Origin of the sequence: Microbispora sp. KK1-11 (assembly GCF_006874435.1) — a bacterium.
Taxonomy (GTDB): Bacteria; Actinomycetota; Actinomycetes; order Streptosporangiales; family Streptosporangiaceae; genus Microbispora; species Microbispora catharanthi.
Window position 1 is genome coordinate 107,580 of sequence record NZ_VIRJ01000026.1, and the last position, 26,140, is coordinate 133,719.

31 protein-coding genes and 1 pseudogene are annotated in these 26,140 nt (G+C 71.9%); 13 read left to right on the top strand and 19 right to left on the bottom strand.

The genetic code is table 11. The annotated features are described in order from the left end of the window. Window positions 1-10 precede the first annotated feature (10 nt). The gene (locus FLW16_RS46015; RefSeq protein WP_185949661.1) at window positions 11-1,393 is read right to left on the bottom strand and encodes an MFS transporter; all 1,383 of its coding nucleotides are present in this window, start codon (window positions 1,391-1,393) and stop codon (window positions 11-13) included. 106 nt (window positions 1,394-1,499) lie between these two features. Between FLW16_RS46015 and FLW16_RS30775 the strand changes: the two genes are divergently transcribed. Then, window positions 1,500-2,420: a LysR family transcriptional regulator gene (locus tag FLW16_RS30775; RefSeq protein WP_185949662.1), complete on the top strand. Its 921-nt coding sequence runs from the start codon at window positions 1,500-1,502 to the stop codon at window positions 2,418-2,420. Here the strand turns inward: FLW16_RS30775 and FLW16_RS30780 are convergent. From FLW16_RS30780 to FLW16_RS30790, 3 genes are read right to left on the bottom strand one after another with little or no spacing between them, the layout of a single operon-like run. After that, window positions 2,398-2,862 (bottom strand): hypothetical protein, encoded by a 465-nt coding sequence (locus FLW16_RS30780; protein ID WP_142563627.1) that lies wholly within the window; start codon window positions 2,860-2,862, stop codon window positions 2,398-2,400. The two genes, FLW16_RS30775 and FLW16_RS30780, sit on opposite strands and share 23 nt — an antisense overlap. Window positions 2,863-2,914: 52 nt before the next feature. Continuing rightward, window positions 2,915-3,976: a glycosyltransferase family 9 protein gene (locus FLW16_RS30785; RefSeq protein ID WP_142563628.1), complete on the bottom strand. Its 1,062-nt coding sequence runs from the start codon at window positions 3,974-3,976 to the stop codon at window positions 2,915-2,917. Next, entirely contained in the window at window positions 3,964-4,797 is an 834-nt protein-coding gene (locus FLW16_RS30790; protein ID WP_142563629.1) for a glycosyltransferase family 2 protein, read from the bottom strand. The genes FLW16_RS30785 and FLW16_RS30790 overlap by 13 nt, the downstream gene beginning before the upstream one ends. 177 nt (window positions 4,798-4,974) lie before the next feature. Between FLW16_RS30790 and FLW16_RS30795 the strand changes: the two genes are divergently transcribed. Continuing rightward, window positions 4,975-5,688: a bifunctional 2-polyprenyl-6-hydroxyphenol methylase/3-demethylubiquinol 3-O-methyltransferase UbiG gene (locus tag FLW16_RS30795; RefSeq protein ID WP_142563630.1), complete on the top strand. Its 714-nt coding sequence runs from the start codon at window positions 4,975-4,977 to the stop codon at window positions 5,686-5,688. Window positions 5,689-5,703: 15 nt separating this feature from the next. On the opposite strand, the gene FLW16_RS30800 is transcribed toward FLW16_RS30795, so the two are convergent. The 3 genes from FLW16_RS30800 to FLW16_RS30810 form a co-directional block, all read right to left on the bottom strand. Beyond that, entirely contained in the window at window positions 5,704-6,843 is a 1,140-nt protein-coding gene (locus FLW16_RS30800) for a cation diffusion facilitator family transporter (protein WP_142563631.1), read from the bottom strand. Next, the gene (locus FLW16_RS30805) at window positions 6,836-7,243 is read right to left on the bottom strand and encodes a helix-turn-helix transcriptional regulator (RefSeq protein ID WP_260615742.1); all 408 of its coding nucleotides are present in this window, start codon (window positions 7,241-7,243) and stop codon (window positions 6,836-6,838) included. The genes FLW16_RS30800 and FLW16_RS30805 overlap by 8 nt, the downstream gene beginning before the upstream one ends. A gap of 114 nt (window positions 7,244-7,357) precedes the next feature. Next, window positions 7,358-8,476 (bottom strand): cell wall metabolism sensor histidine kinase WalK, encoded by a 1,119-nt coding sequence (locus tag FLW16_RS30810; RefSeq protein ID WP_142563632.1) that lies wholly within the window; start codon window positions 8,474-8,476, stop codon window positions 7,358-7,360. Between the two features lie 262 nt (window positions 8,477-8,738). Between FLW16_RS30810 and FLW16_RS46285 the strand changes: the two genes are divergently transcribed. Next, a complete protein-coding gene (locus FLW16_RS46285) occupies window positions 8,739-9,503 on the top strand; it encodes a lytic polysaccharide monooxygenase (RefSeq protein WP_142563633.1) in 765 nt (254 codons plus the stop codon). A 157-nt stretch (window positions 9,504-9,660) separates the two neighbouring features. Here FLW16_RS46285 and FLW16_RS30820 read toward each other — a convergent pair whose 3' ends face one another. Next, window positions 9,661-10,242 (bottom strand): Ohr family peroxiredoxin, encoded by a 582-nt coding sequence (locus FLW16_RS30820; RefSeq protein ID WP_221891362.1) that lies wholly within the window; start codon window positions 10,240-10,242, stop codon window positions 9,661-9,663. Window positions 10,243-10,426: 184 nt separating this feature from the next. On the opposite strand from FLW16_RS30820, the gene FLW16_RS30825 reads away from it, so the two are divergent. Together FLW16_RS30825 and FLW16_RS30830 are read left to right on the top strand one after the other, a co-directional pair. After that, window positions 10,427-11,380, top strand: coding sequence for a Gfo/Idh/MocA family protein (locus FLW16_RS30825; protein ID WP_185949663.1), 954 nt, complete (start codon window positions 10,427-10,429; stop codon window positions 11,378-11,380). Window positions 11,381-11,593: 213 nt separating this feature from the next. Beyond that, on the top strand, window positions 11,594-12,211 hold the full coding sequence (locus FLW16_RS30830; protein WP_221891363.1) for an HAD family hydrolase: 618 nt from the start codon (window positions 11,594-11,596) through the stop codon (window positions 12,209-12,211). 30 nt (window positions 12,212-12,241) lie between these two features. On the opposite strand, the gene FLW16_RS45500 is transcribed toward FLW16_RS30830, so the two are convergent. The 3 genes from FLW16_RS45500 to FLW16_RS30840 form a co-directional block, all read right to left on the bottom strand. Further along, window positions 12,242-12,667, bottom strand: coding sequence for an HAD family hydrolase (locus FLW16_RS45500; RefSeq protein ID WP_260615743.1), 426 nt, complete (start codon window positions 12,665-12,667; stop codon window positions 12,242-12,244). Window positions 12,668-12,685: 18 nt separating this feature from the next. Further along, entirely contained in the window at window positions 12,686-12,904 is a 219-nt protein-coding gene (locus FLW16_RS45505) for a hypothetical protein (protein WP_260615744.1), read from the bottom strand. A 67-nt stretch (window positions 12,905-12,971) separates the two neighbouring features. Continuing rightward, window positions 12,972-13,637 carry a TetR/AcrR family transcriptional regulator gene (locus tag FLW16_RS30840; RefSeq protein ID WP_142563636.1) on the bottom strand — a complete coding sequence of 222 codons (666 nt, stop codon included), beginning with the start codon at window positions 13,635-13,637 and terminating at the stop codon, window positions 12,972-12,974. A gap of 76 nt (window positions 13,638-13,713) precedes the next feature. Between FLW16_RS30840 and FLW16_RS30845 the strand changes: the two genes are divergently transcribed. Together FLW16_RS30845 and FLW16_RS30850 are read left to right on the top strand one after the other, a co-directional pair. After that, on the top strand, window positions 13,714-14,514 hold the full coding sequence (locus FLW16_RS30845) for a class I SAM-dependent methyltransferase (RefSeq protein WP_142563637.1): 801 nt from the start codon (window positions 13,714-13,716) through the stop codon (window positions 14,512-14,514). A gap of 134 nt (window positions 14,515-14,648) precedes the next feature. Beyond that, window positions 14,649-15,494, top strand: a complete 846-nt coding sequence (locus FLW16_RS30850; protein WP_142563638.1) for a glycerophosphodiester phosphodiesterase family protein — start codon at window positions 14,649-14,651, stop codon at window positions 15,492-15,494. A 225-nt stretch (window positions 15,495-15,719) separates the two neighbouring features. Here the strand turns inward: FLW16_RS30850 and FLW16_RS30855 are convergent, their stop codons facing one another. Both FLW16_RS30855 and FLW16_RS30860 read right to left on the bottom strand, forming a co-directional pair. After that, window positions 15,720-16,787 carry a spore photoproduct lyase family protein gene (locus FLW16_RS30855; protein ID WP_142563639.1) on the bottom strand — a complete coding sequence of 356 codons (1,068 nt, stop codon included), beginning with the start codon at window positions 16,785-16,787 and terminating at the stop codon, window positions 15,720-15,722. 38 nt (window positions 16,788-16,825) lie between these two features. Beyond that, on the bottom strand, window positions 16,826-16,972 hold the full coding sequence (locus FLW16_RS30860; protein ID WP_185949664.1) for a hypothetical protein: 147 nt from the start codon (window positions 16,970-16,972) through the stop codon (window positions 16,826-16,828). 42 nt (window positions 16,973-17,014) lie between these two features. Here FLW16_RS30860 and FLW16_RS30865 point away from each other — a divergent pair, with 42 nt between their 5' ends. The 5 genes from FLW16_RS30865 (at window position 17,015) to FLW16_RS30885 (ending at window position 20,350) form a co-directional block, all read left to right on the top strand. Continuing rightward, complete coding sequence (locus tag FLW16_RS30865) at window positions 17,015-17,539, top strand: nucleoside deaminase (protein ID WP_142563640.1); 525 nt, start codon at window positions 17,015-17,017, stop codon at window positions 17,537-17,539. Between the two features lie 61 nt (window positions 17,540-17,600). Continuing rightward, window positions 17,601-17,909: a hypothetical protein gene (locus tag FLW16_RS30870; protein WP_142563641.1), complete on the top strand. Its 309-nt coding sequence runs from the start codon at window positions 17,601-17,603 to the stop codon at window positions 17,907-17,909. Window positions 17,910-17,937: 28 nt separating this feature from the next. Further along, entirely contained in the window at window positions 17,938-18,399 is a 462-nt protein-coding gene (locus tag FLW16_RS30875; RefSeq protein WP_142563642.1) for an Lsr2 family protein, read from the top strand. A gap of 345 nt (window positions 18,400-18,744) precedes the next feature. After that, a complete protein-coding gene (locus tag FLW16_RS30880) occupies window positions 18,745-19,662 on the top strand; it encodes a TIGR03619 family F420-dependent LLM class oxidoreductase (RefSeq protein ID WP_142563643.1) in 918 nt (305 codons plus the stop codon). Between the two features lie 355 nt (window positions 19,663-20,017). After that, the gene (locus tag FLW16_RS30885; protein ID WP_142563644.1) at window positions 20,018-20,350 is read left to right on the top strand and encodes a hypothetical protein; all 333 of its coding nucleotides are present in this window, start codon (window positions 20,018-20,020) and stop codon (window positions 20,348-20,350) included. 213 nt (window positions 20,351-20,563) lie between these two features. Here FLW16_RS30885 and FLW16_RS30890 read toward each other — a convergent pair whose 3' ends face one another. From FLW16_RS30890 to FLW16_RS46025, 4 genes and pseudogenes are all read right to left on the bottom strand, one after another. Continuing rightward, window positions 20,564-21,547, bottom strand: a complete 984-nt coding sequence (locus FLW16_RS30890) for a DUF2804 domain-containing protein (RefSeq protein ID WP_142563645.1) — start codon at window positions 21,545-21,547, stop codon at window positions 20,564-20,566. A gap of 165 nt (window positions 21,548-21,712) precedes the next feature. Continuing rightward, window positions 21,713-23,023, bottom strand: coding sequence for an MATE family efflux transporter (locus FLW16_RS30895; RefSeq protein ID WP_142563646.1), 1,311 nt, complete (start codon window positions 23,021-23,023; stop codon window positions 21,713-21,715). 123 nt (window positions 23,024-23,146) lie between these two features. Next, window positions 23,147-23,569 (bottom strand): hypothetical protein, encoded by a 423-nt coding sequence (locus FLW16_RS46020; RefSeq protein ID WP_312847168.1) that lies wholly within the window; start codon window positions 23,567-23,569, stop codon window positions 23,147-23,149. Between the two features lie 161 nt (window positions 23,570-23,730). Further along, window positions 23,731-23,892, bottom strand: a pseudogene (locus FLW16_RS46025) (TetR family transcriptional regulator); the annotation flags it as partial. Window positions 23,893-23,978: 86 nt separating this feature from the next. Between FLW16_RS46025 and FLW16_RS30905 the strand changes: the two are divergent. Then, on the top strand, window positions 23,979-24,332 hold the full coding sequence (locus FLW16_RS30905; RefSeq protein WP_142563647.1) for a hypothetical protein: 354 nt from the start codon (window positions 23,979-23,981) through the stop codon (window positions 24,330-24,332). A gap of 45 nt (window positions 24,333-24,377) precedes the next feature. Here the strand turns inward: FLW16_RS30905 and FLW16_RS43995 are convergent, their stop codons facing one another. Together FLW16_RS43995 and FLW16_RS46030 are read right to left on the bottom strand one after the other, a co-directional pair. Continuing rightward, window positions 24,378-25,376: a hypothetical protein gene (locus tag FLW16_RS43995; RefSeq protein WP_185949665.1), complete on the bottom strand. Its 999-nt coding sequence runs from the start codon at window positions 25,374-25,376 to the stop codon at window positions 24,378-24,380. A gap of 321 nt (window positions 25,377-25,697) precedes the next feature. Beyond that, window positions 25,698-26,123 carry a cellulose binding domain-containing protein gene (locus FLW16_RS46030; RefSeq protein ID WP_142563650.1) on the bottom strand — a complete coding sequence of 142 codons (426 nt, stop codon included), beginning with the start codon at window positions 26,121-26,123 and terminating at the stop codon, window positions 25,698-25,700. Window positions 26,124-26,140 lie beyond the last annotated feature (17 nt).

Genomic DNA, 26,140 nt, shown 5'->3' on the forward strand with positions numbered 1-26,140 from the left:
GTCCGAGAGATCAGCGGGTGGTCGTGCGGGCGAGGATGCCGGTGAGGACGGCCAGGGCCAGGACGGCCGTGCCGGTGACCGCGGTGGCGTGCGCGTAGTGGGGGAAGCCGACGCCGGCGGTTCCCGGAGCGCCGCCCAGCACGGCGGCGAACAGGCCGCCTATCAACGTCACCCCGCAGGCGTTGGCGACCTGAGTGGCGGTGAGCAGGATCCCGCCGGCCGCGCCGGCGTCGCTGGGAGCGACCTGGGCGAGGACGGCGCCGATCAGCGGCGCGGCCACCAGTCCTTCCCCGATGCCCGACAGGGCCAGCGCGGGCACCAGCCAGGCCACCTGCCCGGATCGCGGCACCATGAGGGCGACGACGACCACGCCCAGGAGGCTCAGCGTCATCAGCGCGGCGCCCGTGACGATTCTGCCGGACCGCCTGCCCGCCACGCTGGCGGCGGCGAACCCGATGCCGAGTGGCGCGAACACCAGAGCGCCCGCCAGCGGGCTCAGTCCCAGGCCCGCCTGCAGGTGGTAGGCGAGCAGCAGGAAGAAGCCGGCGTTGCCCGCGTAGAAGGCCAGCACGGTCAGCAGGCCCGGCACGACTCGTCCGAGCAGCCGGAGCGGCACCAGAGCGTAGGCCCGGCCCCGCTCGGCGAACCAGAAGGCGGCCAGCGCAGCCGCGCCCGCGACCGCCGGCGCCCATCCCCACGCGGGCCAGCCGAGCGCGGCCGGAAGCAGCAGCCCGGCCAGCGCGGCGGCGAGCAGGACGGCCCCGGCCAGGTCGAGCCGAGTGCGCGGCCCATGGCTCTCGGCGACCGTGCGGCGCGCGACCGCCACCGCCAGCACGCCGGCAGGGACGTTGACCAGGAAGGCGGCCCGCCAGCCGAGATCGAGGAGGTTCCAGGTCAGCAGCCCGCCGCCGACGATCTGGCCCGAGATCGCAGCGAGGCCGACGGTGGCGCCGTACATGCCCAGCGCGGTCTTCCGCGCGGGGCCCGCGAAGGACGCCTGAATGATCGACAGCACCTGGGGCAGCATCACTGCCGCGGCGAGGCCCTGGAGCACCCGGGTCCCGATCAGCACAGGGGCAGTGGGGGCCAGCGCGCAGGTCGCGGAGGCGGCGACGAAGGCCGCCACTCCGGCGGTGAACAGGCGGCGGCGGCCGTAGAGGTCGCCCAGCCGCCCGCCGGTCACCAGCCCCACCGCGTACGCGAGCGTGTAACCGGCGATCACGAGCTGCGCTTCGCCGAAGGAGGCGTTCAGATCGTCCTGGATCGACGGCACCGCCACCGTGACGATGCTGCCGTCCAGCAGCCCCATGAACGTCGCCAGCAGCACTGAGGCGAGCGCGATCCATTGCCGGGTGCCGACCGCCGCCTCCGCGCGGGGCCCCGGCCTTGTCATCAATGCGACCATGGCAGCTATTTCGCCGGATCGGCGTGGCCGGTGTCCAAGTCCGGCCTCTTCCCCTGTGAGAAGTGCCGCTTATCACCGAGATAACCTGAGGCGCATGGAGTTGCGCCATATGCGGTACTTCGTCGCCGTCGCGGAGGAACTGCACTACGGGCGGGCCGCGCGGCGCCTGCACGTGGCCCAGCCCGGCCTAAGCCAGCAGATCAAGGCGTTCGAACGCGAGCTGGGCGTGGAGTTGTTCGCCCGCAACCGACGGGGCGTGGCGCTCACCGAGGCCGGCGCCGCCCTGCTCCCCGCGGCCCGGGACGTCCTCGCCCGCGCCGACGCCGCTGTCGCGCTCGCCCGCGCGTACGGCGGAGGGCAGGCGGGACGGCTGGTCGTCAGCGTCACCCGGTCGGCGCCGCGCGGTGTTGTGACCCCGCTTCTCGACGGTTTCCGCTCCGCCTGCCCTGCGGTGGAGCTGACGGTGACCAGCGGCTTCACCGCGCGGGACGAGGAACGCCTGCGTGAGGGCTCCATCGACCTGGCCTTCGTCCGGCTCCTCGACGACCCCGGGGACGACCTGGCGACCCGTACGGTCGGCGTCGAGCCCATCGTGGCCGCCGTTCCCAGGGCTCACCCGCTGGCCCGCAGGCGGCGTCTCCGCAGGGCCGACGTGGCCGGTCAGCCGATGGTGTGGTGGCCGCGGGAGCACGGCCCCGCGATGTGGGACCGGATGCTCGACGAGATCTTCGGCGCGGGTGTGCGCCCTCCCGTGGCCCACTGGGAGCCCGAGGAGGAACACATGCTGCACGCTGTCGCCGGGGACCGCGGCATCACCTTCATCACCGAGGGCAAGGCCGCCACGCTGCGCGTTCCCGGGGTGGCGGTCAGGCGCTTCGCCGAGCCCGTCCCCCTCGTCCCGGTCGACGTCGCCTGGCGCCGCGACAACCCCAACCCCGCGCTGCGCCGGTTTCTCGCCTACCTCGGCCCGGCTCCCGGCGCCGGTGACCGCCTCACTGCGGCCAGTTCGCGATGATGGCCGGGGTGATGGCGTCGGCGTAGCAGTTCAGGGTCGCACGGCGAGCCCTGTCGTACACGCAGACCTTGACGTCCACCCGCGTGATCCGGCCGTCCGACGACAGCCGGATCGGCTTCTTCGGAGCGCAGGTCGTCTTCGGCGGGGCCCACCCGGTGCCGCCGCCTGCGTAGTGGAAGCGGGCCCGGACGTAGGCGCAGTGCTCACCGTGCGCGTCGCGGTCGTACAGCGTGCCCGAGACGACGAAGGTCTCGGCGGTGAAGCGCGTGATCCACACGTCGGCCTTGGCATATCCGTGGTGCCCGCTCCGGGACTGCACGGGTCCCCAGTGGATCAGCGGCGCCGCCGCCCGCGTCGTGGTGGTGGCCTGAGCGGAAACGGCCGGCAGGCTCCCGGCGATCACGAACGCCAGCAGGCCGCCGATGACGAGGTTCTTTCTCATGCCGCCGACCGTAGGCCGGGCGACTTGGAGGGACCTTGCATCCCGCTGGTCGTCAGGGCGTCCCAGGGCGGCCACGAAGCAGGTCTTCCGCCTGCTCGACCACGTCGTCGACCGGGACCTCGGCCACCCACGACTCGTCGTGCGGGCACCGCCCCACCCGTTGATCGTGTCCGCTGACGCCGCAGACCGGGCACCGCGCGGTCCAGGAGACCAGCGGCCGGTGGAGAGTCCGGGTGAGGGGCCCGGCGTTGATGAGGTTGCCGCACCAGAAGATGCCGACGGTGGCCGTCCCGACCGCTGCGGCGAGGTGGCGGGGGCCGGTGTCGTTCGAGATGACCAGGTCGCACCGCTCGTACAGCGCGGCGAGGCCGCCGATGCCGAGCGTGCCGACCGCCGTGACGGCGGGCCGCCGCATCGCCGCCGCCACCTCTTCGACCACCTCCCGCTCCTTCTCGATGCCGGTGATCACGACCGGGCGGCCGAGCCGGTCGGCCGCCTCCGCGAAGGCGCGCGCCGGCCAGCGCCGCCGGGGGTCGCTCGCCCCCGGATGCAGCGCGACCAGGCCGGGCGGCGGCTCGCCGTACACGCGGGCGAGTTCGGCGCGGTCGGCGTCGGTCACGGCGATGCTCGGTTCGTACGCCTCGGCCGTCCCGCCGACCAGCGCGGCGACCTCCAGGTAGCGCAGCGTCTCGTGCTGGTAGTAGACGTACGGCACCCACAGGTCGAGCCGTTCGGCGTCCGGCGTGCACAGACCGGCCGTCACCCGGGCGCCGATCGCCTTGACGAAGGGGTTGGAGTTGCGCCCGCCGCCGTGGATCTGCACGGCGAGGTCGAACCGGTGCTCGCGCAGCTCCTCGAACAGGCCCTCCGGAGCCTTGTGGCCGCCGTCCGCCGACGACACCCCGGAGATCGGCGGCAGGGCGATGACGTCGTCGACCGGTCCCGGCCTGCCGTCCAGGAACCGGGCGTGCCAGGGGATGCCGAGGAGGGTCAGCCGGGCCTGTGGGTAGGCCCGGCGGAGCGCCTCCAGGGCGGGCATCGCGAGGACCAGGTCGCCCAGGGCGTTGGCCCGCAGCACCGCGATGCGGCGCACGTCCTCGATCAGCGCGCCCATGCCGTCTCGAACACGTAGTCGTAGCACTCTGCCCTGCGGTCGGTGACCGTCGTGGGCAGCTCCAGGTGGTAGGCCCGGCTCGGCAGCAGTCCCGCGCCGCCGTGCCTCTCCATGACGCGCAGCTGCGCCACGACGTCCTCACCCGCGTGCCGGGACGGCACCGACCGCCAGAAGTCGAAGCCGCCGCACTCCGTCAGCCGTTCCCGGTCGTACAGCACGCAGCCGCCGATCCAGGCCACCTTGTACGGCCGCCACTCCCGGGGACCCGGCGAGCCGAGGTGTTCACGGGCGAGATGCAGCGGGTTGGAGGCGTTGTGCAGGGTGTGGCGCTGCCAGGCCGGCGACTCCCGGCGCACCCGCTCGGGCCGCACGCCGTCCGTCCACTCCTCGTACGGCGTGAGCTCGTCGGGGCGTACGTCGTCGCGGTAGGACAGACCGTGCAGGGCGTAGCCGACGAAGCCGCAGCGCAGCTCGCCGATCGCGGACAGCAGGACCTCGATCGCCTCCGGCTCCAGCCATACGTCGTCGTCCAGGTAGAGGGCCAGCCGCCGCCCGGCCCGGCCGAGCAGGAACGCGCGTTGCTCCGCCATGCCCCGCGGGGGCAGGTGGCGGTGGACGGCCGCCGGCCTGTCACGGTGGCCGAGGATCCGCAGCTGCGCCGCCACCAGCGGGTCGTCGGCGACCGGCTCGTGCGACTGGTCCGAGATCACGACGCGGAATCCGGACACGGTCTGCGCCGCGAGGCCCGCCAACGTGACGGCCAGCGCGCCCGTGCGGTCCTTGGTGGGCACGAGCACGTCCAGGTCAGACGGGGCGCACATGCGCGGCTGATACCCCTGAGGTCGTACGGCAAACGGAGCCGGTCAGGCGCCCACGCCCCAGCGGCAGGGCGGTGACGCCGAGGCCGGAGCCGATGCGCTGCGCGGTGTTGACGATCTCCCGACGAGAATTAACAGACGAGAATTAACAGAGGATCGCTCTATCGAACTAGGAGAGCCATGACGACGCTCGCCCCCACCCCCGCCAAGAAACGCTGGCTCGACGCCACCTGGTCGTTCGTGTCCGGCCACCTGCCGCCCGCGCCCGCCCGTGTGCTGGAGATCGGCTGTGGACCGTTCGGGGGCCTCGTGCCCATGCTGCGCGAGCGGGGATACGACGCCGTCGGGGTCGATCCCGAGGCCCCGGACGGGCCCGGCTACGAGCGCGTCGAGTTCGAGCGCTACGCGGTGCCGGGCCGGGTGGACGCCGTCGTGGCCTGCACGTCGCTGCACCACGTGGCCGACCTGGGCGACGTCCTCGACCGGGTGACGGAGGCCCTCGTGCCGGGAGGCACGCTGGTCGTGGTGGAGTGGGCGCGGGAGGGGTTCGACGAGGCCACGGCCGAGTGGTGCTTCGCCCGCCTGGCCGAGGCCGAAGAACCCGGGTGGCTGCACCGGCACCGGGACCGATGGGCCGGGTCCGGCCTGCCCTGGGCGTCGTACATCGAGGAGTGGGTGAGCGAGCACCATCCCCTGCACACCGGCCGAGACCTGCTGGAGGCGCTCGGGGACCGCTTCGAGGCCCGGCTCTGCGAGCGCGGGCCGTACTTCTTCTCCGAGCTGGACGGCGTCACCGAGGCCGACGAGCAGGCCGCCGCCGACCGCGGTGACATCCGGCCCAACGGCATCCGGTGGGTGGGGGCCACCCGCCCGGCCTCCGGCCGCTCCCGATGAGAGGAGGGACGGGGGTCAGGAGAGGCGTCCGGCGCCGGGGAACCTGATGTATCGGCGGCCGGCGCAGCCCTGCGATCGGCGGTCGTCCCCTGCCTGTATCCGCCCGTTGACGTGTGCGGGGCCGTGCGCGTCCGCGCAGTGGGGTTCCGCCGCCTCGGCCACCGCCTCACCGATCGCGAGAAGCTCCGGTGGGGCGTGGTCGACCTGCAGCGTGGTGTGGGCGATGCCGTACTCGTCGTGGACCATCCGCTGCGCCGCCTGCCGTACGGCGTGGCAGTCCGCGCCCGGGGCGACCAGGATGTGCGCCGACATGGCGGGGTAGCCGCTGGTGACCTCCCAGATGTGCAGGTCGTGCACCTCCACCACGTGTTCCAGGGCGGCGGCCTTGCGGCCGATCTCGGCGGGGTTCATCCCGGCGGGGGCGGCCTCCATGAAGACCCGGCCGGACTCGCGCACCAGGTCCCATCCGGCCTTGAGCATCAGGGCGGCCACGACCAGCGCGGCCAGGGCGTCGGCCCGGCCCCAGCCGGTCACCCAGATCACCGCGCCGGCGGCGGTGGTGGCGATGAAGGCGAACAGGTCGTTGAGTATGTGCTGGAAGGCGCCCTCGACGTTCAGGCTGGCGCGGTTGGCCTTGTTCAGCAGCCAGGTCGCGGCAAGGTTCACCGCGATTCCGGCGATGCCGGTGGCGACGACGTACGCGCCTTCGACCTCGGGGGGCTCGATCAGCCTGCGTACGCCCTCATAGACGAAGTAGACGCTGAGCAGCAGCAGCGTGATGCCGTTGATCTGGGCGCTGATGATCTCGGCGCGTTTCAGGCCGTAGGTGAAGCCGCCCTGCGGCGGGCGGGCGGCGATCCGCATCGCGATGATCGCGAAGGCGATGGCGATGGCGTCGGTGAGCATGTGCCCGGCGTCGGAGACCAGGGCGAGGGAGTGCGCGATGACGCCGATGACGACCTCGACCGCCATGAAGCCGAGGATGAGCGCCAGCGCGCCGGTCAGCAGACGCCGATCGGCCTCGGCGCTGACCGCGTGCCCGTGCCCGTGACCATGCCCGCGCCCGTGCGCATGGCCGCGGTCGTGCTCGTGCCCGTGCTCACGGTCGTCACCCGTCCCGGTGCGGTGCCCGTGCCCCTTGCCGGTCTCACCCATCGTCCCGGTCCTTCTCCTCATGTCCGATGTGCGTGATCGCCAGGTCGAACAGCAGTCGCACGTGCGAGTCCGCGAGGCGGTAGTAGGCCATCCTTCCCGCGCGCCGCACCTTCACCACGTTGTGGGCGCGGAGCAGGCGCAGGGCGTGGGACGCGGCGGACATGCTGTGGCCGGTCGCCGCCGCGAGATCGCACACGCACATCTCGCCGCCCTCAAGCAGCGCCGCGATCAGCCGCAGCCGCCCCGGATCGGCCAGGAGGCCGAAGACCTGCGCCAGGTCCTCCACCGTCTCCTGGGACGGCATGGCCCTCCTGACGGTCTCCACCCGATGCGCGTCCACCACCGGGAGCGCGCAGGAGTCGGCCGTCGCCAGATCCACAACACTTGAACGATCGTTCACGTGTGTGAGTGTAGGTCGCGGGCGGCATATGTCAACGCGTTCCCGCTCCTTTCGCCGATCCCGCCTCAGGGATCCCGCCTCAGGGCTCAAGGGTCAGGGGCAGGGGGTCAGGGGTCAGGGGGCGAGCGGCAGTCGCAGCACGAAACGCGCCCCCGCGGTGCTGTCTTCGATGGTCAGCCGGCCGCCGTGGTTCTCGGCGATCTGGCGGGCGATGGGCAGTCCGAGCCCGGCTCCTCCCGCGTCCCTGCTGCGGGCCGAGTCGAGCCGGGTGAACCGCTGGAAGATCTTCTCCCGCTCCTCGCGGGGGATCCCTGGGCCGTCGTCGGCCACTTCGAGCACGGCCGTTCCGTCGGGTGGCCCGCCGGGTCGTCGCGGTTCGCGCCGAACCGTGATCGTGACGGTGCTGGCGGCGTGCCGCTCCGCGTTGCCGAGAAGGTTGCTGATGAGACTGCCGAGGAAGTGGGGGTCCCCCAGCACGACGACGTCCGGGCCCAGCCGGGGGATCATCCGCTTCGTGATCGGCAACATCTGCAGTTCGCCTTCGGTCAGCCTCCCGAGATCCACCCGCTGCCGCCGGATGGGGAGCGCCTCGTTCTCCAGCCGCGAGAGTGCCAGCAGGTCGGTCGCGATCCGCTGCAGCCGGTCGAGGCTCGGCAGCAGCGCCCTGGCCAGCGTGACCACGTCGGTCTCCTGCGGCGCCTGGAGCGCGTCCTCGATCTGGGCCCGCATGGCGGTCAGCGGGGTGCGCAGCTCGTGGGAGGCGTCGGAGCTGAAACGGCGCTGGCGTTCCAGCGCCTCCTCCAGCCGCCCGAGCGTACGGTTCACACCGGGGGCCAGGCCGTCGATCTCGTCGTGCGCCGGGGCCGTCCGGTGCGGGCCGGCCGCCTCGATCTCCTCCGCCTCGATCTCCTCCGGCCCGATCTCCTCTGGCCCGGCCGGGGGCGCGGGCGCCGGCTGGATCGCGCCGCCGGTCAGACGGAAGCCGAAGTACGTGATCGCCCCGGCCAGCAGGAGCGCCCCGCAGAACAGCAGCAGGAGCAACGCCGGGTGCGTGTACGCCGGGGTCGCCGGCACGGGTTCGAGCGCATACAGCGCCCGGTCGTCGTGCGGGGCCGGCTCGGCGGCCGGTGGGTGACCGATGAGCAGTTCGACCGACGTCGCCAGGCACAGCAGCACGACGGCGACACCGTGGGCCGGTGCCGGCTGGGCCGTGGTCGACCAACGCTGCGGCATGGCGCATCCCCCTGGATTCAGTGCACCACGAGGGAGAGCGGGAAGTCGCTCGGGGGCCCCGCCAAGGCCCCGCGTACCCGTGCCGCCTCAGCGAGTTCGCGTCGCGCAGGGCCCGGTCCTGGCGCCGGTTCCGGCGGCGGCCCATCGCTGCGGTAGTGGACCGATCCCGTCACGGATCCCCTGACCGCCGCAGTCATTGGGCCTTCATTGTTAGGAAACTTTCCTTTATATTGGCGCCACCCCCCAGCAGTGAGGAGCACACATGCGAAGAACGCTGACCTTCCTCGCGACGGCGATGATCGGCATCGGTGCCACGGTGTTCATCGCCTCACCGGCTCAGGCGCACGGGTACATCTCGTCGCCCGCGAGCCGCCAGGCGATGTGCGCCCAGGGCCGCGTCCCCAATTGCGGCGACATCATCTACGAGCCCCAGAGCGTGGAAGGACCGAAGGGGCTGCGCAGCTGCAGCGGCGGCAACGCCCGCTTCGCCCAGCTCGACGACGAGAGCAAGCCCTGGCCGGCCACCAGCGTCGGCAGCACCGTCACCTTCACGTGGTCGCTGACCGCCCGCCACGCGACCAGCACGTGGGAGTACTACATCGGAGGCACCAGGATCGCCGTCTTCGACGATCACGGGGCGCAGCCGCCCGCCACCGTCAGCCACACGGTGAACCTAAGCGGGCGGACGGGCCGGCAGAAGGTGCTGGCGATCTGGAACGTGGCCGACACCGCCAACGCGTTCTACGCCTGCGTCGACCTGCAGGTCGGCGGGGGCGGGACGCCCAGCCCGTCTCCCACGCCCACTCCCAGCCCGACGCCGACGCGTACGCCGAGCCCGTCTCCCACGCCGACGCGCACCCCCACGCCCACTCCGACCGTCCCCGGTGGCACCTGGGCCGCCGGCACGACGTACAAGGCGGGTGACCAGGTCGCCTACGGCGGGGCGACGTACCGGTGCATCCAGGCCCACACGGCGATCGTGGGCTGGGAACCGCCGAACGTCCCCGCGCTGTGGCAGAAGGTCTGAGGCGGAAGATCCGAGACGACCGGCGGGCTCGCCGAGGACGCGCGAACGCGGGCCCGGCCCCCCGGTCCCCGGTGGCGTCCTTCGCGCAGGCGCGCGAAGGGCGCCGCATCCCGCTCGAAGCGCCCGTCCCGGCAAGGTCCGGGGCGGGTGCCGGCGGTCAGGCGAGGTGGACGTGCACCTCGGCGCCCTGCATGAAGGCCCGCGAATACGGGCACTCCCCGTGGGCCTGCTCCACCAGCCTGCGGGCCGCCTCGGGCTCGACCCCCGGCAGGCGTACGGTCAGGTCGGTGGTGATCGTGTAGTCGTCGGCGCTGCCGCGCTTGCGCAGCGTGACGGCCGTGTCGACGGTGGCGTCGGAGGTGCGGACGCCCTGCCGCCCGGCGACCAGCGTGAGCGAGTTGTGGAAGCAGGAGGCGTACGCCGCGGCGAGCAGTTGCTCGGGGTTGGTCGCGCCGCCGGGGCCGCCGAGTTCCGCCGGCGCCTTGATGCGGACGTCGAGCATGCCGTCGTCCGACGCCACCTTGCCGAGTGCGGACGAGGCCCGGGCCGTGTAGAGGGCGTCATACGATCCGCCGCGGCGCCCGGGCGGCTTCGGCCTCTCGGATCGCTCTGGCCTCTCGGCGGGGCGGCCCTCGGGCATCCGCCCGGTGAGCTCCGCTTCGACTCCGGGCCCCGAGTAGTCGGGCCCGGGCGCCCGGTCGCTCGGTAGATGGGTGAACCGCCGTATTTCCTCGCTCATCGCGTATCCCTCGTCCGCTCGCGTCGCGTCCCGGTCGGGATCGGCGGGTTACGTACCCCCTGGGCTCCCCGATATCGGACTCTGGGGGCAAAAGTTCCCATCGGCAGCGCTGTGCTACGGTCCCGGCAGGTATTCCCCGGCAAATCGTGAAATGTCGGCAACGACGGCGAGGAGTGGGTGCGGGATGAGTGGGGCTGTCCGGTGGGGGGTCCTCGGCACGGCCGGCATCGCCGCGCGGGCGTTCCTGCCCGCGTTGCGCGAGGCCGGCGGAGGTACGGCCGCCGTGGTGGCGGGCCGTGACCTGTCCCGCGCCGAGCAGTTCGCCGCGCGGAACGGCGTCGCCCGGGCCGTGCGCGGTTACGAGGCCGTCATCGAGGACCCGTCGATCGACGCGGTCTACATCCCGCTGCCGAACGCCCTGCACGCGCAGTGGACGATCGCCGCCCTGGAAGCGGGCAAGGCGGTCCTGTGCGAGAAGCCGCTGTGCCTCACCGCCGCGGAGGCCGGGAACGTCATCGAGGTGGCGCGCCGGTCGGCCCGGCCGCTCTGGGAGGCGTTCGTCTTCCCGTTCCACCCGCAGACGGCCCGGCTGCGCGGGCTGCTCGCCGAAGGCGCGATCGGCGAACTGCGGGAGATCTGGTCGTCCTTCCACTTCACGATGCAGGGCACCGAGAACATCAGGCTCGAGGCGGCCCTCGGCGGCGGCGCGCTCTACGACGTGGGCTGCTACCCCGTACGGCTCGCGCACCTGCTGTTCGGCGGCGACGCCGTCGCCGGCCACGCCGTCGCGGTCAAGGGCGAGGCGGGGGTGGACATCGAGACCGCCGGGGTCCTGGAGTTCGACTCCGGCCGCCTGATGCTGAGCTGCGGCTTCGCCCTGCCGTTCACGACGTACACCCGCCTGGTCGGGACCGGCGGGGAGATCCGGCTGACCAACCCGTTCCACCCCGAGCCGCACGACGGGCTCGAAGTGTGGCGTGAGGGACGCCTGGTCGCCCGGCACGAGCCGGGCGAGGGCACCGCGTTCTCCTGGGGCGTCCGCCACATCCACGAGGTGCTGCGCGGAGAGGCCGAGCCCCGGCACACGGCGGCCGACGACTCCCTCGGCACCGCCCGGTCCCTCGACATGCTGCGCTGACGCGCCGTCTCCCGGATGCCGGGGGCAGGGTCAGGGTGCGGTGAGCTCGGCGCAGAGCTCGCGCGGGAAGCGCGGCTCCGCCGTCTCGTAGACCTGGAAGCGGCGGTCGCCCCCGGGCGTCACGCTCGCCGTGATCCGCCGCGCCCAGCATGCCGTCGCCCGCGTCCCCTACTCCGGCGAGGACGCGGCGACCACCCGTGGTATGCATGGGCGGTGACGATCCCCCGGCCGTACGACGCGGTGCTGTGCGACTTCGACGGTGTCATCCGCTTCTACGATCAGACGGAGCTGAACGAGCTGGAACGGGCCATGGGCCTGGCCGAGGGCACCACGACGAAGGTCGTCTTCGCGCCCGAGGTGGACCGGCCGGTGTTGCTGGGGCAGATCACCGTCGAGCAGTGGATGGAGACGGCCGAGGCCGCCCTGGCCCTCCAGGTGCCGCGGGAGCAGGCCCGCGCGCTGGTCACGGCGTTCGTCAAGGCGCCCGCCCGGGTGGACGACGACGTGCTCGGCCTGCTGCGCCGGGCCCAGGAGCACGTGCCCGTCGTGCTGGTCACCAACGCGACGCTGGATCTGGAGGACGACCTCGCCTGGCTGGGCCTGACCCACTTCGCCGACGAGGTGGTCAGCAGCGCGCTGGTGGGGGTGGGCAAGCCCGACGCGCGCATCTACGAGATCGCCGCCGAGCGCGCGGGTGTGCCGCTCGGGCGGTGCCTGTTCGTCGACGACCGGGAGGAGAACGTCGAGGCGGCCAGGGCGCTCGGCATGACGGCCGTCCTGTTCACCGGCGTGCCCGACCTGGAGGCGGCGCTCGCGCCGCTGCTCGGCTGACCCGTCAGCCGAGCCGTTCCGCCAGGTCGTTCACCCGGCTGCCGCCCCGTCGGACAGCAGGATGCCGATCGCCTCGGTCACGTCGGTGACGGTGTGGTCCGATGCGGGCTCCCGGCCCGCCCAGGCGCCCCGGTCGATCCAGATCGTGGCGAACCCGATCGCCCGTCCTCCCGCCACGTCCATCACCGGGTGGTCACCGATCACCCACCCGCCCACGCCGAGGCTCGCGCCCGCACGGGTCGCGGCGATCTCGAACAGCCCCCGGTCGGGCTTGCGGACGCCCTCGGCCCCGGAGACGGCCCATGCGTCCACGACCTCGTCGAGGCCGGTCCGCCGGATCTTGCCGAGCTGGTTGTCCGCCCGCCCGTTGGTGACGATCGCCACCCGCCAGCCCGCCGTACGCAGGCGGGCCAGGCCGTCGCGCACCTCCTGTGGGCAGCGGACGAGGTCCGGCATGCGGCGCCGGTAGGCGGCTCACAGGTCCTCGACCCGGCCGTCGATCCCGAAGTCCTCCTTCACCTGCGCGAAGAGCGTCTCGCGCGGCAGGTAGCCGTGCCCGTCGAGGGCGACCAGTCGCTCGACCGCCTCGGCACCCAGGCCGCGGTCGGCCGTGAACTCCTCGGCCCACCTGCGGAAGGCCTCGTCGTGGTCGACCAGTGTGTTGTCCAGATCGAAGAGCGCCAGCCTCGTCACGCCTGATCACGTTACCCGTCCCGCTTCCGGCGCTCATGCGGTTACTTCGCGTCGCGCATCGACGGAGTCAGGGACGGGGAGTTCGAGCTCGGTCCGCGGTGACCTTGGCGTAGAAGGGGGCGGCTTCCTGCGCCGGCGACTCGGTCCGTAGGACGCCGGCGACGACCGTGTTCACCATCTTGTGGACGGCGTCGGCCTGCGGCGGGCCGCCGTCCCTGTCGGCGAACAGCAGGTGTGAGGCTCCGAGCAGTGTGGGAGCGAGCGTGTCGACGTCGGCGTCCGCCGCGATGCGGCCCAGGTCGCGCTCGGCGGTGAGGTAGGAGGCGAGCATGGCCGCGGCCTCCGTCAGGAGCGGGAGGCCAGGGCCCGGCCTGGCCTGGCGCAGCCGGGCGCGCAGGGCGTCGCGGGAGATGATCAGGCCGACGACCGCCACGGCGACCGACCCGAACAGGTCCGTCAGCACGGTGGTGAGGTTGCCGGCCACGGTGCCGGTTCCGGCGGACCGACGAAGGGCGGCGGCCTGGGCGTCGATCCTGGCCATGCGGTCGAGCACGAGCTCGGCGAGGAAGGCGTCGAAGTCGTCGAAGTGCCGGTGCAGGACACCCTTGGCGCAGCCCGCCTCGGTGGTGACCGCCCGGCTGGTCAGCGCGCTCGGCCCGTCCCTGAGCAGGACCCGCTCGGCGGCGGCGAACAACTGCTCCCGCGCGTCGCGGAGGGCAACCCCCGTCGGCACCGTTCCATCCCCTCCTGTCTGTCCGTCGACTTTATCCGAATTGACGAGTGGGCACTTGCCCACTCATAGTGGGCGCATGCCCACTTCATCTTCCGAGAACGAACCACACAAGGCCAGAGAGATGGCGGAGTCGTTCGGCGTGGACGCCGAGCGTTACGACAGGACCAGGCCGCCCTATCCCGACGCGATGGTGGAGCGCATCGTCGCCGCCAGTCCCGGTGCCGATGTCCTCGACGTTGGCACCGGCACCGGCATCGCGGCCCGGCAGTTCCGTGCGGCGGGGTGCACGGTGCTCGGCGTCGAACCCGACGCGCGGATGGCGGACTTCGCACGCCGTGACGGACTGGAGGTCGAGGTGGCGACGTTCGAAGCCTGGGACCCCGCCGGTCGCGCGTTCGACGCGGTCGTCGCCGGAACGACCTGGCACTGGGTGGATCCGGTCGCCGGGGCGGCCAAGGCGGCCGAGGTGCTGCGTCCCGGTGGCCGGCTGGCGCTGTTCTGGCACGTGTTCGAGCCCCCGCCCGCCGTGGCGGAGGCCCACGCCGCGGTCTACCGGCGGGTCATGCCCGGCTTCCCGTCCCAGGAGCGGCCTGCGGGGTCGGCCCTCGACGGCTACCGGCCGCTGCTCACCAAGGCCGCCGACGGGATCAGGGACGCGGGCGCCTTCGGCGACCTCGAGGAGTGGCGGTACGACTGGCAGCGGTTCTACACCCGAGACGAGTGGCTCGACCAGATGCCGACGTCCGGCGCCCTGACCCGGCTCCCGCCGGACGCGCTTCCCGAGGTGCTTTCCGGGGTCGGGGCCGCGATCGACCAGATGGGAGGCGGCTTCACGATGTCCTATGTCACGGTGGTGGTCACCGCGGCCCGCCTGTGACCGATTTGGGCGGGACGCCCGGAGGCGGGGCGATGCTCACCGAGCCGGCACCCGTACGCCACCGGGAAATCAACTGCGTGTAATGGTGCGTGGTCAAGTTCTTCTCGTAGTCGCTCCCGACTCCGAGGAGAACCATGCGCCGGCGGCTCGGCCTCATCTCCGCGATCGTCCTGGTCGCCATCACCTCGATCCTCACCCCGGTCGTCCCCGCCGCAGCGGCGTCGGCGCCCCTGGTCGTGGCCCATCGCGGCGCGTCCGCGTACGCGCCGGAGAACACCGTCGCGGCCTTCGAACTGGCCCGCGGCCAGGGCGCGGACATGTTCGAGCTCGACGTCCAGGAGACCAGGGACCACCACCTGGTCCTGATGCACGACACGACGCTCGGCCGTACGACCGACGCGGAGAAGGTCTTCCCCGGCCGGGCGCCGTGGCGGGTCGGCGACCTCACGCTGGCCGAGATGCGCAAGCTCGACGCCGGCTCCTGGTTCTCCCGGAAGGCGTCGTTCTCGCGGAAGTACGCCGGGGAGGCGGTGCCCACGCTCGGCGAGGCGCTGCGCGCGATGCGCGGCAGCGGGCTCGGCCTGCTGCTGGAGATCAAGGAGCCCCGGCTCTATCCGGGGATCGAGGCCCGGGTGGCCGAGGAGATCGGGCGCGACCCGGCCTGGCGCGGCCGGATCGTCGTGCAGTCGTTCGACTGGGACTCGATGCGCCGTTTCCACGGCCTCATGCCCGGGGTGCCGATCGGCCTGCTCGGCACGCCGCGGATTGCGGAGCTGCCCGGCCTGGCCCGGTTCGCCGACCAGATCAACCCGCCGTACGCCGACGTCACGGCGGAGTACGTCCGGCGCGTCCACCGGCTGCGGATGAAGGTCCTCGCCTGGACCGTGGACGACCCCGCCGCCGTACGCCGCCTGATCGGCGCGGGCGTGGACGGCGTCATCACCGACAGGCCGGACGTCGTACGCGATCTGGCGGGATGACGGCGGCGCTCAGACGGGGCAGGTCACGGCGGTGAGCCGCTGGGAGACCTGCCACAGGCCCTGTCCCAGGTCGCGGTCGCGGGAGGGACCGCACACTGCGGCCCGACGTCACGGTCGACGACGTCGCCCTGCTCCTGACCACCGCACCGGGCGCCGGGACGCCGCAGCCCGCCCGGGTGCGGTGGGTGGAACTCGCCGTACGCGCTCTCGCGCTCCGGGCGGCGGTCAGAAGGCGTAGCGGACCCGGCAGTACGGGATCCTCTCGGCGATCAGGTCGGTGAGCGCGGTGACGTAGCGGCCCTTGTGGCCGGTCTTGTAGCGGACGTTCCAGCCGCCCGTCTGCGAGCGTTTCGGCTGCTGGAGGTCGGGACGCCACAGCACCTCCTCGGCCTTGGGATGCCAGCCGAGGTTGACCTCGTGCAGCCGGTCGTTGTGCGTGAGGAAGATGACCTCGGCGGCCAACTGGGCGCGGGCCGCCGGGCTCAGCGCGTCGTCGAGCTGGCCGAGCAGCTCCGCCCAGTCCTCCAGCCAGCCGTCGCGCACGACCACCGGGCTGAAGTTGACGTGCACCTCGTATCCCGCCTCGACGAAGTCGTCGATGGCCGCGATCCGGTCGGCGACCGGCGAGGTGCGGATGTCCAGCAGCTTGGCGTCGGCGGCCGGCATCAGGCTGAAGCGGATGCGCGTACGGCCCTGCGGGTCCCAGCCGAGCAGGTCGCGGTTGACGTACTTGGTGGCGAAGCTCGCCTTGGCGTTCGGCAGGTCGCGGAAGAGATCGACGAGGTCGCGCACGTTGTCGGAGACGGTCGCGTCCACGGAGCAGTCCGAGTTCTCGCCGATGTCGTAGACCCAGGCGTGCGGGTCCACCTGGTTGGGTTCGGGCTTGACGCCCTGCCGCCCGGCGTGCCTCCCGAGATAGCCCGTGATCTTGTCGATGTTGGCGAACACCGTGATCGGGTTGCTGTAGCCCTTGCGGCGCGGCACGTAGCAGTAGGCGCAGGCCATCGCGCAGCCGTTGGCGGTCGAGGGCGCGATGAAGTCGCTCGACCGGCCGTTCGGCCGCGCGGTGAGCGACTTCTTGACGCCGAGGACCAGCGCCTCGGTCTTGATCCTCACCCAGCGGGCCACGTTCGCCTCGTCCCCGTACAGCTCGGGGATCCGATGGTGGGCCTCGATCTCGATGCGCTCGGCCTCGGGGAACCGCTCCAGGATCTCCTTGCCGCGCGGCAGCTCGGCCGCGGCGGGCTCGACGTAGATGCGGCGGATGTCCAGCAGTCTCCGGCCTTCGTACACCTGGATATAACACCTCGGCGAAGGCGTGACTTCCCAGGTCAGAGGGCACGCATGCGCTTGACGACCCTGCCGTCGTACGGCCGCGCGTCGAACCTGCCCCGCGGACTCGTGGCCCTGACCGCGCGCCCGGCGAGCGCCTCGTGTTGCTCGTCCGCGTAGCGATGGACCAGATGCCCTTCCGGCATGCCCTCGCCCTACCCGGCCCGTGTGGAGTTACCGTTTCGATCATGGGTTACGAGCCGACGTCTGAGGAACTGCGGCACCTGCGCCGCTGTGTGGAGCTGGCGAAGGAAGCGCTGGAGGCGGACGACGAACCGTTCGGCTCGGTCCTGGTCTCCGGGGACGGGAAGGTGCTGGCCGAGGACCGCAACCGGGTGGCGGGCGGCGACCACACGCGGCACCCCGAGTTCGAGCTGGCGCGCTGGGCCGCGGAGAACATGACGCCGGAGGAGCGCGCGAAGGCCACGGTCTACACCTCCGGTGAGCACTGCCCGATGTGCGCGGCGGCGCACGGGTGGGTGGGGCTGGGGAGGATCGTCTACGTGGCGTCGTCGGCGCAGCTCGCGCAGTGGCTGGTCGAGTGGGACGTGCCGCCCCCGCCGGTGCGGACGCTCCCGGTCAACGAGGTCGCGCCCGGTGTGCGGGTGGCCGGGCCTGTGCCCGCGCTGGTGGACGAGGTCCGCGCGCTGCACCGCCGCCTGCATCGCCCCCTGCACAGCCCTCCGCACAGCCCTCCGCACCCTGGCGCCTGAGCCGGGCCGGCGGCCAAGGACCTTCTTCGGCCTGGACATCCTGATCGCGTGGTGGCTGCCGATGCTCGTCCTGGCGGCGGCCGTCTTCCACCGGCATATGCGGAAGGCGAGGTGGGGTGTCGCGGCACTGCTCGGCGTCATGGCGGTCGTCAATCTGGTGGTCGCGATCGACGAGTTCCCGCGTTCGGTGACCGTGGCGGACATCAGCGCGGGCAGCCAGCCCGACTACTCGTCTCCCGGGATTCTCCTGCCCGCCCTGCTCACGACCGTCGCGTACGGTGTCGCCGCCGTGGCGCTCGTGCTGGGGGCGAGGGACCCGGGAAGGCGGGCCGGTAACGGAAGCACCAGTAGGATGCCACGGTCCAGATAGACGGAGATCCACCCTGGAAGGGCTGCACGTGGCGCAGAAGGTGATACTGGTTGACGACCTCGACCACTCCGAGGGCGACGATGTGGCGAGACGGGAGTTCCCGCTGCTGAACCGGACCTTCGCCATCGACCTGTCCGACGCGAACCAGCAGCGGCTGAGCGAGGCTCTCGCGTTCATCGAGGAAGTGCTGGAGAACGCCCGTGAGGTGAAGCAGGCGTCGCGGTCCAAGAAGGCCGCGGACACCTCCCCGCGGCTGCGCGGCTACACCCTGACGGACGTGCGCGAATGGGCCCGCGAGCAGGGGCTGGACGTGCCCGCGCGCGGGAAGATGGCCGACGAGGTCATCGAGCAGTTCATCGCGGCGCACCCCGATGCCGCCACCGAGGATGCCGCCACCGAGGATGCCGCCACCGAGGACGCCGCCGCCGAGGACTCCACCGGTGAGTCCGCGGAGACGGCCACCCCGCAGGAGGCGGCCGTCGGCGCCTGAGCTGACGTCCGGGGTGGACGCCCCGGAGTTGACGTTTCAGCGCCGACGTTTCAGCGCTGACGTTTCCGATCGGAATTCGCCCGGTTCGGCCGCCCGGCGTGACGGGCGGCAGGACCGGGCACCCGCTCGCTTGCGCTGTCCTGACGGTCGCCGCAGCCGAGGAGTGGAGCGCAGGAACCTTCGTCCTGCCGGTTTCGACCACGGTCCACAGGTAACTCCAGCCTTGGGACGCTCTTGGACCTGAGAATCGGCTTGTCCAAGTTTTCCGCAAGCGGGCTTTCCTAGCGTCTCCGCCGACGCCCGATCAGGGCGATCTTCTCTCGGCGCAGTGCGAAGGAAACACTCATGCGGCTCGGATACACGGTCCCTCAGTACGGCGCGTTCGCCGACCCGGAATTCATCCGGCAGGCGAGCACGGATCTCGAAGCGATGGGCTACGACAGCCTGTGGGCGGGCGACCGCATCCTGCTGCCGCTGACGCCCAGCGACCCGTACCCAGGAGGGGACGGGACGGTCCCCCCGGCTTTCGGGACCTTCTTCGACCCGCTCACCGCACTGACGCTGGCCGCGGTCAGCACGCGCGAGATCCGGCTGGGGACCAGCACGCTCAACGCGCTGTGGCAGCCGCCCGTCCTGCTCGCCCGTACGCTGACCTCGCTCGACCTGCTCAGTCACGGACGGCTGGACGTCGGCATCGGTCTCGGCTGGCTTCGGGACGAGTACACCGCGACCGGGGTGCCCTGGCGGGGGAGGGGAGACCGGCTGGAGGAGACGCTCGATGTGATGGAGGCCGTCTGGACAGGTGAGGTGGTCGAGCACAAGGGCGCGCTGTGGACGGTGCCGCCGTCGCACATCGACCTCAAGCCCTGCCAGCGGCCGCGCCCTCCGATCCTGCTCGCCGGTTACACGCCTCCGGCGCTGGAGCGAGTCGGCCGGCGGGCCGACGGCTGGCTGAGCGCGGCCATGCCGATGGCCTATCTGACCTCCCTGTGGGGCCTGGCGCTCGAGGCCGCGTCCCGCGCGGGCCGGGACCCCTCCGCTCTGCGCATGGTGGTGCGGGTCAATCCGGAGATCACCGACTCGCCGGCGCCCGCCGACCAGGTGCCGCACGCGGGTACCGTACGGCAGGTCGCCGACTATCTGCTGACCCTCGCCGAGGCCGGGGCCGACGAGGCGTTCGTCGACCTTCAGACGGCGACCGCTTCGCGTGAGCAGTTCCTCGACGTCGCGCACGCGCTCGTCACCATGCTGCGCGCGGGCTGAGAGCGCGATCCGCACAGCGGCGGTGACCACGTCCGGCGTGACTCTGACTTCCGCTACTTCTCCGACGCCCTCAGGGAGGCTCTGAACGGCAGGCTGCGGTCGGACGACCCCTGCCGTCCTCCCAGGCAGGCGGCACTGAAATCGGACATTAAGGGATAAAGGAGACATAAGTGCTCCGCGAAGCCCCTAAAGGGGACAATGGGCATTAAACACCGTAGATCACCGTTTATCGCGCGTTCTGCCGGGAAACAATGACGTCGCGGGGCAATGACCACTTAACGGTCATTAGGCGACATTCCTGTTCATTTAGGAATGGCGTACACATTAGGCAGTTGATCCTTTAGAGGGGGACGAAATGCCCAAGCTCAAGAAGGTCATCGCCGGACTCGCACTTTCCACCGCGCTCGGCGGTGGTGCCCTCGCCGCGGGCGCCACAGCCGCGAGCGCGTCAACCGCCCCAACTGGCTGGGGTTGTACCAACCCGTGTACCAGCGAGTTCGACAACGGGTTCAACAACACCTTCGAAAACACCGGCTTCCGGAACGAACCCTTCCAGAACAACTGCTTCCAGAACGACTGCTCCCGGAACAGCTGCTCCCGCTCGGACCTCGACGACATCCTCTGGGACATCTGCGTCGCGGGCCACTGCTCCAACGTATTCCCCGGGTTCTCTGAGTGCTTCAACTAGAAGGCCGGCCTGGCGGCCTGCGGAAATGAGCCCACAGCGTTCATTTCCGCAGAGCAGGGACAAGGGCTCCGGCGACTGAACCGCCGGAGCCCCGGCTTTCACCCGAAAACGATGCCAATTGCGGTCGACCAGGACGTGTGCGTCCGCCCCTCCACGACTACGCCTTCGTGAAGTTCGTGGAGGGGCGGGAAGGCCGTCCCCGGCCCGCGAGGATCACCAGCGGTTGCGGGCCTCCTCGGCCCAGCCGGTGAGGCCGTCGAGGTCCACCCAGGCGCCGTCGTCGGCCCTGGCCCGTCCGGAGAAGTGGCCGAAGCACTGGTGCGTCTCGTTGCCCACCAGGCCGAGCTCGGTCCGGGCCGCCTTCTCGTGGAACGGCTGGAACTCCACCTCCACCCGCGGACCGGTGATCCGCCACGGGCGCAGCCAGTCGGCGCGGTCGTACGACCACTCCAGCTCGTCGCCGATCTTGTGCAGGCGGCCGCCGACGAACAGGGCGTTCTCCGTCGAACCGGTGCCGTCGGTCCACTTGCCGCCGAGCTGGATCGCCCGGCCGGGCCCGCTGCCCGCCGCCCAGTTCCACGTGATCGAGTACGGCCACTTCCCGCGGCCGTGGTCGAGCACGGCGAACGATTCCGCTTCATCGATGGTGAACTCGGCCGATTCCAGCCGCAGCCGCCCGCGCACCGGACGGCCGACGTCCTTCAGCGTGTACTGGAACCGGTTCGGCCCCCACGGCACCACCACGCCGAGCGACTCGTGGCCCTCCGGCAACGGCACCTCCACGTCGAGCTCGACGCCGGGCGCCGTGGCCCGGATCGCGCTGCCGGAAGCACTCTGCTCGATGTCGATCGTCACACCGCCGCCCCGTACGGACGCCGTCCCGGCGCCGCTGCGGCCGGGGAAGACGGCGCCGCGCGCCAGCGGCACCACGACGTCCCTGGCGGTCTCCACGCGGGTGTCCCGGTCGAGCACGTACACGCCGTTCACCGCGGCGTAGTCCAGCGACGACGCGACCAGGCCGACGATGTGGCGGGGGGTGACGATCCCCCAGTATTCCCAGCGCTTGCACCGTCCCCAGCCGCGCAGGTTGCCCCGGTGCAGGGGCCGGCGCGTCCAGCCCACCGCGCCGGGGTTGAGCCGCCCGTCCTGCAAGCACAGGTCGACCGGCTCGGTGATCTCCCGCTCGTGCGTGGTCATGCGAACCTGAGCCTTTCCGTGATCGAGCGTACGAGGTCCTCGGGGAGCTTGAGCACCATGATCGAGCAGGGGCGCAGGCTCCTGAGGGCCTACTTCATCGACGTGTCCTCGCTCGGCTGAGGATTGCGGCCGATCGATCGGGAGACCGGGCTGTTCCCGCCCCGATCACCGTACGGCGCCGAGCACCGCCCAGCGGCCGGACCGCAGCCTGGCCAGCACGGTGATCATTCGAATCAGCAGGAAGGCCGACAACCCCGACCAGATCCCCACCAGCCCCCAGCCGAATCGCAGCGAGGCCCACACCACCGGCAGGAACCCCAGCACCGCTCCGCTCGCCGTCGCGGTGCGCAGGTATGCGGCGTCCCCGGCGCCGAGCAGCACTCCGTCCAACGTGAACACGACACCGCCGATCGGCTGCAGCGCGACGAAGAACCACCAGGCGCCGGGCATCTCGGCCAGCACCGTCGCGTCGGTGGTGAACACGTGGGGGAGGGAACCGGCCAGCGCCGCGAACACCACGCCGAGCAGGGTCCCGAAGACCAGCCCACAGCCGGTCACCTGCCAGGCCAGGCGGCGTGCCCGTTCCGCGTCGTCCGCGCCGAGCGCGGCCCCGACCAGCGCCTGGGCGGCGATGGCCAGCGCGTCCAGGACGAAGGCCAGGAACATCCACAGCTGGAACACCACCTGGTGGGCGCCGGCCGCCGCGGCGGAGGTGTGCGCGGCGACCGCGGTCGCCGACACCCAGCACGCCTGGAAGGCCAGACCGAGCAGCACCAGGTCGCGCGCCAGGCCGAGCTGGGCGCGCATCGCGGCCGGAACCGGGGCGAGCGGCACGCCCTCGGCCCGCAGCGCCCGCACGAACAGGCTCGCGGAGATCAACTGCCCGGCCACGTTGGCGACCGCGGAGCCGTCGATCCCCCAGCCGAGCCCGTACACCAGCGCCGGGCACAGCGCGGTGGAGATCACGTTGCCCGCGAGGACGTAGCGCAGCGGGCGCCGCATGTCCTGCACGCCGCGCATCCAGCCGTTCCCGGCCATGGTGACCAGGATCAGCGGAGCGCCGAGCAGGGCGATCCTGAGCCAGCTCACCGCGGCGTCGGCGACCCGGCCGTCACCGGTGAGCAGACCGGCGACCGGCGCGGCGAGCAGCTGTCCCGCCACGGTGATCACCAGCCCCGCGACCACGGCGAGCCAGGTCGCCTGCACCCCCTCGGCCACGGCGTCGGCCCGGCGGCCTGCGCCGTGCAGCCGGGCCGCGCGGGCGGTCGTGCCGAAGGAGAGGAACGTCATCTGCGAGGCGATCTGTGCCAGCACGATCCCGCCGACCGACAGCCCCGCGAGCGGCACCGCGCCGAGATGGCCGACCACGGCCGTGTTGACGAGCAGATAGAGCGGCTCGGCGGCCAGGACCCCGAGCGCGGGCACGGCGAGCGCGAGTATCTGACGCAGCGGCGCCCGGCCCACGTGCTCATCCATGCGTTCCTCCAGGCAGGCCGGCTCGCCGCGAGGCGACAGGAACGCAATCATCTTGCTGTTGCGAATAATTCGCAACAAGCTCCGCGGTTGCGGTTGCGGTTGCGGTTGCGGTTGCGGTCGCGGTCAGCGGTCGCCGGTTCCTTGACGCACCGTGCTTTCTTGACGCGCCGCCGGCCTGGCGCCGGCCCGCCGTACGGGACGAGTGGCGGGGGCGGGTGAGTTCAGGACGTCATGCAGGCTGAGCCGGGCGGGCGGCGGGAGAGGGTCGGCCTGTTCGGCGCGGAAGGCGCCGAGCAGGTAGGCGACGAGTCGCCGGGACGCGGCCGCGGCCTCCTCTGCGGAGCCGGTGACGACGCCGCAGTTGGCCACGAGCAGCAGGGCGAGGTCGTCCGGCGAGAAGTCGGCGCGCAGCCGCCCGGTCGCCTTGGCGCGTCGCGTGAGTTCGGCGAAGGCCTGGATGGCGCGGTCGCGCTCCCGCTCGATCTCGACCGCCTCGGGGAACGCCGCGACGAAGGCCGTGCCGAAGCCGCGGTCGGCGGCCTGCATGCCACAGATCTTTTCGACGGCCGTACAGAACCCGCGCCAGGGGTCCGGACGGCCAGTGCGTCGTCGACGACCGACACGCATGCCTCGAACTGATCGGCGAACACCTCGGTGAGCAGCGCTTCCTTGGTGGGGAAGCGACGGTAGAGCGTCGCGACCCCTACACCGGCGTGCCGGGCGATCGCGGCCATCGGCACGTCGAGACCGCGCTCGGCGAACAACCGGCGGGCGACCTCGACGATGCGGTCACGATTCTGCCGGGCGTCGGCGCGCAGTCCCACGGCCCCCTCAGGGACGGCCGGCATCCGAGATGCCTCAGCGCTCATGTTTCTCACTTCGGGTTAAGTGGACAAGCCTCTCCACTTAGCAGGTTACGTTGGCGGCGAGAGACACCCGTCGTGATGGAGGTTCTGTGCGAAACCGGATGCCGTTTCCGAGGCGAGCGGTCGGCCGTTTCAACTCCTGCGTCCTGACGTTGCGCTCGTCTCCCCGATGGGGCCGGCTGATCAGCAGACGACTCACCGTCGTCACCTACACGGGACGCCGCTCGGGACGCACCTTCAGCACGCCCGTCGCCTTCCGGCGCGCGGGTGACACCGTTACGATCGGCGTCCAGCTCCCCGACGCCAAGACGTGGTGGCGCAACTTCCTGGGCGAGGGCGGCCCGATATCGCTGCAACTGGACGGGATCGACCGCACCGGGCATGCCGTCGCCAGACGTGACGAAGCGGGCCGCGTGAGCGTCACCGTCCGTCTGGAACAGTGACAGGCCGGCCCTCGCCGGGGAGGCGAGGGCCGGCCTCACGGTCGGTCAGGAGGTGGGAGTCGGGGTCGGCGTGTCCGTGGGCGTGGGCTCGGGGGTGGGTGCGGTCTCCGTGGGCGTCGCGGTTTCCGTGGGCGGCGTGGCCGGGTCCGGTGTCGCGGCCGGCGGTTCCGTGGGGATGGCCGTCGGCGTCGGACAGGGCTCGGGGGTGCGCCAGGCGGGCTTCCCCGAGTGCCACTTCAGGGAGTACGGAGAGTTCTTGCTGAGGTACCACAGCCGCTTACTCGGCCGCGAGAGGTCGAAGACGTAGGCGGCCGCCGCCGTCTCCCCCTGAGGGGCGGCGGGCGTCGTCTCCTCGGTCTGCGGGGGCGTGGAGCCCGTCTCGCCAGGGGGAGCGGCGGGAGCCGTCGCGGTCTCACTCGGAAGAGGAGCGGGGGTGCTTTCCGCGGGCGTCGGCGTGCCCTCGGAGGGAGCCGGTATGCCTTCCGAGGCCGTCGGCGTGGCCTCGGAAGCTGTCGGGGTGGTTTCGGGAGCCGTCGGTGTGGTTTCCGGCGCGGACGGGACCGGAGTCGGGCTCGGCGGGGTGGGGGCCGACGTGCCGGGCTGGACGGCCGCTATCACCGAGATCCAGGCGTCCTGCCGGATGTCGCCGCCCCGGCGGCCGGTGAGCACCCGCGTGGAGTCACCGATCGCGTACGACCGCTCGAAGCCGTCCTGGCTGCGGACGGTGATCGAGTCATCGGCCACGGCGACGGCCTGCCCCGTCTGGGTGAACACCGTGACGGTGCCGCATCCGTCCTTGGCCGGCACGACCACCTCGCCGTGCAGCGCGCCGAGGAACGGGCCCACCTGGGGCACCTCGGTGGTGGGCGTCGTCGCGGGGGCGTCGGCGGCGGTCTCGGGCGGGGTGGCCGTCGGCGTGATCGTCACGGTGGCCGTCACGACGGGATCCGACGTCTCGGCCGGTGGGGTGACGGGGGCGGCGGAGGCCGCCGTCACTCCGACGCCGCCCGACGCCGTCAGCACGAACGCGGTCGCGAGGATCATGGGGTGAGAGATGCGCCGGCGCTGCCCGCCCGGTCCGGATGAGAGTCCCTTTTTCAGGCGGTGGGGGTTGGTCGGCATCACCGTTCCTCCGTATCGTTCGATCCGATGGTCTCCGCCGAGGGGGCGGCGGTCGTACCGGAGCGTTGTGCTCCGGCACCGACGGCAGCGACCGGCGAATTTGTTGCCAAATCGTGTCGCTTCCGAGGGATTGTGGAGACCTTCCCCATATGCGCCGAATACATGCGGGCGAATCCGCGGCCATGAGGCGGCCCGGCCGCTTTCGGCAGGTCGCGGGGGATGAACGAATTTGAGATTCCCGCGTCATCTGAGACGACCACGCCACGGGTGGCACGACGGCACCCGAGGACGACGCGTTCTCGTACAACTGAGCGGCTCTCCCGAACCGGAAGGTGAGCGCCGGACCACGGCGCACCGGCTCGCCGAGGCCGGGGCGGACGGGCCCGCCCCCGTCACATCCGCTGCACGGTTCGGAGTGGCGGCTGCGGCCGGGTGCGCGTCGCACCCGGCCCGCCCCGATGGTGCGTCAGCTCGCGGTGCAGGACAGTGCGGGGACGCTGTTGCCGCCGTTCCACGAGCCGAGGAATCCGAGGAGGCCCCGGTGCCGAGGCTGCCGTTGTAGCTCATGTTGCGGGCGGTCACGCTGGATCCGCTGCTGGTGACCGTCGCGTTCCAGGCGTTCGCAGGGCCGCCGCGGGTGTGGTTTCCCGCACCCCCGAACGGCCACATGCCTCATGGTGGCTCCA

Coding starts and splice junctions, on each gene's coding strand:
- FLW16_RS46020 (WP_312847168.1), bottom strand. CDS start 23,569: ATGCAGGCCGCCGACCGCGGCTTCGGCACGGCCTTCGTCGCGGCGTTC.
- FLW16_RS30780 (WP_142563627.1), bottom strand. CDS start 2,862: ATGAGAAAGAACCTCGTCATCGGCGGCCTGCTGGCGTTCGTGATCGCC.
- FLW16_RS30870 (WP_142563641.1), top strand. CDS start 17,601: ATGCTCGTCCTGGCGGCGGCCGTCTTCCACCGGCATATGCGGAAGGCG.
- FLW16_RS30895 (WP_142563646.1), bottom strand. CDS start 23,023: ATGGATGAGCACGTGGGCCGGGCGCCGCTGCGTCAGATACTCGCGCTC.
- FLW16_RS30890 (WP_142563645.1), bottom strand. CDS start 21,547: ATGACCACGCACGAGCGGGAGATCACCGAGCCGGTCGACCTGTGCTTG.
- FLW16_RS46030 (WP_142563650.1), bottom strand. CDS start 26,123: ATGTGGCCGTTCGGGGGTGCGGGAAACCACACCCGCGGCGGCCCTGCG.
- FLW16_RS30885 (WP_142563644.1), top strand. CDS start 20,018: ATGCCCAAGCTCAAGAAGGTCATCGCCGGACTCGCACTTTCCACCGCG.
- FLW16_RS45500 (WP_260615743.1), bottom strand. CDS start 12,667: ATGCCGGACCTCGTCCGCTGCCCACAGGAGGTGCGCGACGGCCTGGCC.
- FLW16_RS30800 (WP_142563631.1), bottom strand. CDS start 6,843: ATGGGTGAGACCGGCAAGGGGCACGGGCACCGCACCGGGACGGGTGAC.
- FLW16_RS30785 (WP_142563628.1), bottom strand. CDS start 3,976: ATGGGCGCGCTGATCGAGGACGTGCGCCGCATCGCGGTGCTGCGGGCC.
- FLW16_RS30880 (WP_142563643.1), top strand. CDS start 18,745: ATGCGGCTCGGATACACGGTCCCTCAGTACGGCGCGTTCGCCGACCCG.
- FLW16_RS30850 (WP_142563638.1), top strand. CDS start 14,649: ATGCGCCGGCGGCTCGGCCTCATCTCCGCGATCGTCCTGGTCGCCATC.
- FLW16_RS46285 (WP_142563633.1), top strand. CDS start 8,739: ATGCGAAGAACGCTGACCTTCCTCGCGACGGCGATGATCGGCATCGGT.
- FLW16_RS30775 (WP_185949662.1), top strand. CDS start 1,500: ATGGAGTTGCGCCATATGCGGTACTTCGTCGCCGTCGCGGAGGAACTG.
- FLW16_RS30810 (WP_142563632.1), bottom strand. CDS start 8,476: ATGCCGCAGCGTTGGTCGACCACGGCCCAGCCGGCACCGGCCCACGGT.
- FLW16_RS30790 (WP_142563629.1), bottom strand. CDS start 4,797: ATGTGCGCCCCGTCTGACCTGGACGTGCTCGTGCCCACCAAGGACCGC.
- FLW16_RS46015 (WP_185949661.1), bottom strand. CDS start 1,393: ATGACAAGGCCGGGGCCCCGCGCGGAGGCGGCGGTCGGCACCCGGCAA.
- FLW16_RS43995 (WP_185949665.1), bottom strand. CDS start 25,376: ATGATCCTCGCGACCGCGTTCGTGCTGACGGCGTCGGGCGGCGTCGGA.
- FLW16_RS30825 (WP_185949663.1), top strand. CDS start 10,427: ATGAGTGGGGCTGTCCGGTGGGGGGTCCTCGGCACGGCCGGCATCGCC.
- FLW16_RS30845 (WP_142563637.1), top strand. CDS start 13,714: ATGCCCACTTCATCTTCCGAGAACGAACCACACAAGGCCAGAGAGATG.
- FLW16_RS30865 (WP_142563640.1), top strand. CDS start 17,015: ATGGGTTACGAGCCGACGTCTGAGGAACTGCGGCACCTGCGCCGCTGT.
- FLW16_RS30860 (WP_185949664.1), bottom strand. CDS start 16,972: ATGCCGGAAGGGCATCTGGTCCATCGCTACGCGGACGAGCAACACGAG.
- FLW16_RS30820 (WP_221891362.1), bottom strand. CDS start 10,242: ATGAGCGAGGAAATACGGCGGTTCACCCATCTACCGAGCGACCGGGCG.
- FLW16_RS30795 (WP_142563630.1), top strand. CDS start 4,975: ATGACGACGCTCGCCCCCACCCCCGCCAAGAAACGCTGGCTCGACGCC.